Genomic DNA, 6,123 nt, shown 5'->3' with positions numbered 1-6,123 from the left:
GATTTTACCATACCCTGTCGAAGTTAGCTAGTTTATTTCCTTACAGTTCCTAAGTAACAATACCCAGTCGCATTTCCTTCCAACCTGACAGCCCGGACTTCCCTGTCGCGCAGGGACACAGGGACTTTCGCGCAATGAATGTCAGCTTCTGCTTAGGAGGGGGATGTACTGTTATTTGTGCGATTCTCCGGGAAAGCGCTTGTTTTTCTTCAGGACAGCGCCATTCCTTGTTGTAATAGCGCCACAGAGTCCAAAAAGAACGCCCCGGGACCTTTCACAGCCCCGGGGCGTTCCGTTGTTTCCCTCTGAACAGTTTCAGGCGTTCAGAAACCTGATGACCTGTCTGAGGCGGGTTTCGACTGCCTCATCTTCACCCGAACCCGCCGCACGGGGCGGCGGGCTCAGAGCAGATCTTCCTGAAAGAATTCAGGAATTAGAAGCGGTGACGCAGACCGACCATGGCGGTGGCGGCGTTCGGCTCGCGGTCAGCAGCGCCGGTCACCTCATAGGTGTCCTGCGTGTAGGAGGCGACGGCGTAGACGTTGGTGCGCTTCGTGATCATGTAGTCATAGCCGGCGGAAACAACCCAGCGCGAGAAGTCGAACTTGGTCGCGTTGCTGTCAGCCTCGCCGAGATCCATGTAGCCGGCACCGACAAGGGCGGAGCCGCCGAAGGCCGGGATGGAGGCCGAAACGGTCAGGCCGTAGCCCTTGACCTTGCCGAGGGAGCCCTGGATGCCGGAGAACGAAACCTCGTCCATGTACTGCGCACCGGCGTGGAGCTTGGCAACGCCGAAGTTGTAGTTGCCGCCGAGCGTGACCGTGAGGCTGTCATCAACATCGCCGCGGCTGACGTTATTCGTCGCATCCCAGCTCCTGTAGTTCGTGGAGTCAACCGAGAAGAACAGGTTGAGCGGGCCGTTGTTGTAGGTCGCGCCGATCACATAGTAGCGATCCTTCGAGCTCTTGTTCTCCGTGCCGTCAAGCTCGGTGGCAGCGGTGCTGCTCTCCTTGGTGTTGCCCATGGCGTACTGGGCATAGACCTTGACGCCGGCGAAGGACGGGGTCTGGTAGCCAATGGCGTTGTCATAGACCGAGGCGGTCTTCAGCGTGGTGCCGACCTGGGCGACATAGGAGCCGTAGCCGGTCGAGAAGGCCGACAGCATGCCGATCTTGCCCCAGGAGCTGACGCCCTGATTGATCGAGCCGAAGCGACCGAAGGAGACCTGCCCAAAGGGCGTATAGAGCGAGAGGCTCGATTCACGGCGGAAGAGGCGGCCCTGCTCAAGAGAGCCGTCGTCGGAGCCGAAGCCGGACTCAAGGATGAAGCCCACGGCATAGCCGTTGCCCAGATCTTCTTTTCCCTTGAGACCCCAGCGGGAGCCGGCCTGCTGGCCCGACTTCATCTGGAAGGTGTTGGTCGTGTCGGTGTTGTTGTCCTTGTCGATGCGCTCATAGTTGAGGCCCGTGTCGATGTTGCCGTAGAGGGTGACGTCAGCAGCGATGGCGGAGCCGGCAAAGGCGCCGAGCATGGCGACCGCAACGAGAGTCTTCTTCATGATGAGAGTTCCTTTTTTTGGATTTGGTCCCCCTGGCTTCACGGAATCAGCCGCGCGGAAAGCCAGGAAAGCCGCGCGGCCCGAATATCAGTCCAATAGCGTACCACCCGCTAAGGAATTCTGTGTATCTATCTCAGAATACCCGACTCTCTAAGGAGTCAATTGGATGTCGTATCGCGTCTGAGAGCGTCGTAAGTCGCGTCTTGTCGTACCTTTCGTGTTACACCAACATGGGTGTACAACAACAGAATTGAGTCTTGCAAAGGAAACGCTTATTGGATTCCGTCGTTGCGAAACATTGTTGGATTTTTCAGCCGCATCATACAGTTGCGAACAATTCTCAACTAAGCACCTAGTTCTTTCGACTGAGAAAGAGGGAGGGATAAATACAGCTGAGTGTCAGATCCTCCGAAAAATCCTCCGCTTTTATTGGACTTTCGAACGCTCATCTGTGGCAGAAAGGCCACAAAACGGTGTCGGAAGACCTTCGGGCGGCCCGATCCCGAACCCGGAACGATGTTTCACACCGCCCTTCCCCGGTTGCCTAAAAAAGCAGAAGACCCCGGAGACCGAAGTCGTCCGGGGTCCGGAACATCATCAGGGATCAGGGTTCAGACGGGCGGCGGGCCCTGGCAGGTCCCTCTCCTTCAGGAGCGCCCCTGCCCGCCTGAACCGCTGAAAACCGATCAGAAGCGGTGGCGCAGGCCCACCATGACCGTCGTGGCGGACGGGTCGCGGTCAACCGGCGTGGCGGTCTTCTTCTCCACCGAGTCCTTGATCCAGCTCGCGAGCGCATAGACGTTCGTGCGCTTCGTGAACGCGTAGTCGAAGCCCACCGAGCCCACGAGGCGGGTGAAGTCGACGTCGTAGCCCACGGAGTCGGCGTCGGAGCCGTCCGTGTAACCGCCGCCCACCATGAGCTTGCCGCCGAGGACCGGCGCGGAGGCCGAGAGCGTCACGGCGTAGCCCGTGATCTTGCCCGACTTGAGATTGCTGTCGACGCTGTCAAACGACAGCTCGTCGAACCACTTGGCGCCGAGGAAGACCTTGGCGACCTTGAAGTCGTACGAGCCGCCGAGCGTCACGGCGAGGCTGTCCTCGACGTTTGCGATCGCGGCGTTCGTGTCGGCGTTGAAGCTCTTGTAGTTGATCGAGTCGATGGCGAGGAGCGCGGCGAAGGGGCCGTTGTTATAGGTCGCGCCGAGAAGGTAATAGCGGTCCTTCGCGGACGAGTTCTCGCGGCCGGAGACCTCGTCGCCGTTCTTGTCGACCGAGTCGCCCATCGCGTAGTGGGCGTAGACCTTGAGGCCGGCGAAGGACGGCGTCTGGTAGGCGATCGAGTTGTCGTACATCGACGCGCCCTTGAAGATGGTGCCGACCTGGGCGGCCGTGCTGCCGTAGCTCGTGCTGAAGGCGGAGAGCATGCCGAGCTTGGCCCACGAGCCCGTGCCCTGGTTGATCGAGCCGAAGCGGCCCATCGTCACCTGGCCCCAGGGGGCATGGATCGAGACGCTCGACTCGCGGCGGAAGAGGCGGCCCTGCTCGAGCGCGCCGTCGTCGGCGGTGAAGCCGCTCTCGAGGATGAAGCTCACGGCGTAGCCGTTCCCGAGGTCCTCGCGGCCCTTCAAGCCCCAGCGGGAGCCGCCCTGCTGGCCCGACTTCATCGAGAGCGTGTCGGTGGCGTCCTTGCCGGCTTCGTCGGTGTCGAGGTGCGTGTAGTTGAGGCCCATGTCGATGTTGCCGTAGACATTGACGTCGGCGGCGACGGCCGAGCCCGCGAAGGCGCCGAGGAGCGCAAGCGCGAGACAAGTGTTTTTCATGGTGAGAATCTCCTTTCTCCGGTTTCTTCGGGTTTTCGGCGGTCCTGAGGCCGGGGAGCGAACCCTGGGAAAACTTCCGCGGCCTGAAGGTGGTCAGGCGCGGAGTCTACCTGCGGGAGAAATCTCTTTTGTGACACGCCGCACGTGTATACACGGCGGCTTATCAGGTCCATCGACGGGACACGATCGGACGCGGCCGGAGGCAATTAACGGGACCCGGTCACGCATGTCCGCAACAGTGTTGTGCTACCGGGCGCGGACGCAGGAAAAACCCCCGGAGGACTGGAACTGTCCTTCCGGGGGCGTGAGTCTGTGTGAGATCAGGGCTCAGCCGGTGAGAGTCGCGGCCGGATCCAATTCAACCCGCAGGATCCGAGCCTTGGGCAGAGCCGACTGAACCGATGAGCTCATCAGAAGCGGTGACGGAGGCCGACCATGACGGCGTAGGCCTTCGGATCGAGATCGGTCGCGGAGGACTGCTCGACGGACTCCTGCATGTAAGTCGCGACGGCGTAGACGTCGGTGCGTTTCGTGAAGAACACGTCGTAGCCGACGGAGCCGACGATGCGCGAGAAGTCATACTTCACGGTCTGGCTGTCCGCGGACTCGGCGTCCGTGTAGCCGACGCCCACGAGGAACTTGCCGCCGAGGGCCGGAATGGAGGCAGAGGCCTGCACGCCGTAGCCGTCAAGACGCAGGGCGCTCGAGAAGCCGATCGGGGTGAAGTCGCTCTCCTCGAAGTACTGGCCGGCGAGGAAGACCTTGGCGACGCCGAAGTCATAGCTGCCGCCGAGGGTGACGGTCAGGCTGTCGTCAACCGAGCCGGTGATCGGACGGGCGCCGCTGTTGTAGCTCCTGTAGTTCGTGCTGTCGACGGCGAGGTAGCCGGCGAAGGGGCCGTTCTCGTAGGTGGCGCCGATCACGTAGTAGCGGTCGGTGGAGGACTCGTTCTCGACGTAGCCGTTGGTCGAGTTCGAAGAGCCCATGGAGTACTGGGCGTAGACCTTGACGCCGGCGAACTCAGGCGTCTGGTAGGCGATCGTGTTGTCCCAGACCTGGGAGGTCTTGAACGTCGTGCCGGCCTGGGCGGCGTAGGAGCCGTAGTTCGTGCCGAAGGCCGAGATCATGCCGATCTTTCCCCAGGAGGAAGTGCCTTGGTTGATCGAGCCGATGCGGCCGAGCGAAAGCTGACCGTAGGGGCTGTAGAGCGAGACGGAAGCCTCGCGGCCGAAGAGGCGGCCGCCCTGGCCGAGCTGGCCGTCGTCGCCCGTGAAGCCGTTCTCGAGGATGAAGCCCACGGCGTAGCCGTTGCCGAGATCCTCACGGCCGCGCAGGCCCCAGCGGGAGCCGGCCTGCTGACCGGATTCCATCGAGAACGTGTCGGTGGCGTCCGTGCCGGCGACGTCGCTGTCGATGTGCTTGTAGGCGAAGCCGTAGTCGACGGAGCCGTAGAGCGTGACGTCAGCGGCGGCGGTGCCGGCGAAGGCGCCCAGGAAGGCGAGCGCAAGGAGAGTCTTCTTCATGGTTGAGAATTCCTCAATGTATCCCGGGGTAGTTTGATGTCCGGCCGCCGCGCAAGTGGCCCGGGGGAAACCGGCGGCCGGAGGAGTCGGATGTCAGTCTATTTTTCGGCTCCGCCGCCGCAATTCACTTTTCTGCCGACTTCGTGCACAAAGCTCCCTCATCTTCACGGACCGCCCTTCCCGTCCGTGCGGCCCCGGATCCGCTCCCTGATTTTCCTCGGAACATTTGGAGCTCCCGTCCTTCCCGCCTCCGCTCCGGCCATGTCGCCGGGCCAGGTCCCGGGCATCTCCGCCCCGCCCCGGGGAATCGAAAGGGGCGAAGTTTTCCTGCACTTCCGTGCACCGCCCGCGCAGGTTTGCCCATGGCCAGACCGCGGTTTCGCGCGGGGTTTTCCGAGGTTCCTGCAAGGAACTCCCCGGCATGTTGCGGCGAACACACAGCTTCCGGGCCGCCCGCGGACGAGCTCCCTCTATATATAGAGAGGCCGGCGCAAGCCGGCCCCAGTCAAAGAAAACGGGACCGCTTCTGAACGGTCCCGTCATCGAAAGCACTGCCTGAGACGCGGGAACTTCCCGCCGCGCCTCACCCTGCTCTCTTTCTTACTTGCCGAGGAGGCTCTTCAAGTCAATGCCGAGCTTCTCGGCGATCTGCGGGAGCTGGAGGGCGCTGGGCATCGACTGGCCCTTCAGCCACTCGAGCACGGTCGGGAGCGCCACGTTGAGGCTCTCGGCGAGCGACTCCTGGGAGATGCCGCGCTGCTGGAGGAGTTCGTTGAGGCGCGCCGCGAAGGCCTGCAGCGTCTCGGCGGAGACGTTCGAGCCGAGGTTCTCGGCGAGGCCGCCGAGGATGGAGGAGGCGTCCTTCGAGAGGAAGGAGCCGAAGAGATCGGAAGCGGACATGTGTTTTTCCTTCTTGAGAGGGATGGAATGGGACACCGCGTGAAAGTTTAAGGCGTACTTCCCGCGGCCCGCAAAGTTTCCGCGGACGCCGGGGGCCGGCCGCAGGCCTCCCGGGCACCTTCCCGGCGGCTCCCCGGAGTGCTCCGCCGCAGTGCGCAATGCACTCCGGATGAAGCGCCTCGCACAGTTTTTGGGCGGCATTGTTCCGGACCTCGGAAAACCCGGACCGGGATTTTGAAACCGTGAGCGGGAGAGGCCCTGCGCAGCACACGGCGAACGCAAAACAGAAGTACTCAGAAGACCTTTCTAGCCTCGTTTGATA

The 6,123-nt window shown here is 62.3% G+C and carries 4 protein-coding genes; all 4 read right to left on the bottom strand.

The genetic code is table 11. The features are described from left to right. Window positions 1-433: 433 nt before the first annotated feature. Entirely contained in the window at window positions 434-1,558 is a 1,125-nt protein-coding gene (locus Q4F91_RS12525) for a porin (RefSeq protein WP_303338064.1), read from the bottom strand. Window positions 1,559-2,244: 686 nt separating this feature from the next. Further along, entirely contained in the window at window positions 2,245-3,378 is a 1,134-nt protein-coding gene (locus Q4F91_RS12520) for a porin (RefSeq protein ID WP_303338063.1), read from the bottom strand. A 410-nt stretch (window positions 3,379-3,788) separates the two neighbouring features. Further along, the gene (locus Q4F91_RS12515) at window positions 3,789-4,901 is read right to left on the bottom strand and encodes a porin (protein ID WP_303338062.1); all 1,113 of its coding nucleotides are present in this window, start codon (window positions 4,899-4,901) and stop codon (window positions 3,789-3,791) included. Between the two features lie 600 nt (window positions 4,902-5,501). Then, window positions 5,502-5,801: a helix-turn-helix domain-containing protein gene (locus Q4F91_RS12510; RefSeq protein ID WP_303338061.1), complete on the bottom strand. Its 300-nt coding sequence runs from the start codon at window positions 5,799-5,801 to the stop codon at window positions 5,502-5,504. Window positions 5,802-6,123: the final 322 nt, after the last annotated feature.

Source organism: Sutterella sp., assembly GCF_030539355.1.
GTDB lineage: Bacteria > Pseudomonadota > Gammaproteobacteria > Burkholderiales > Burkholderiaceae_F > Sutterella.
The sequence above is the reverse complement of the archived record's forward strand: the minus strand, read 5'-3'. Positions and strand labels throughout refer to the sequence as shown.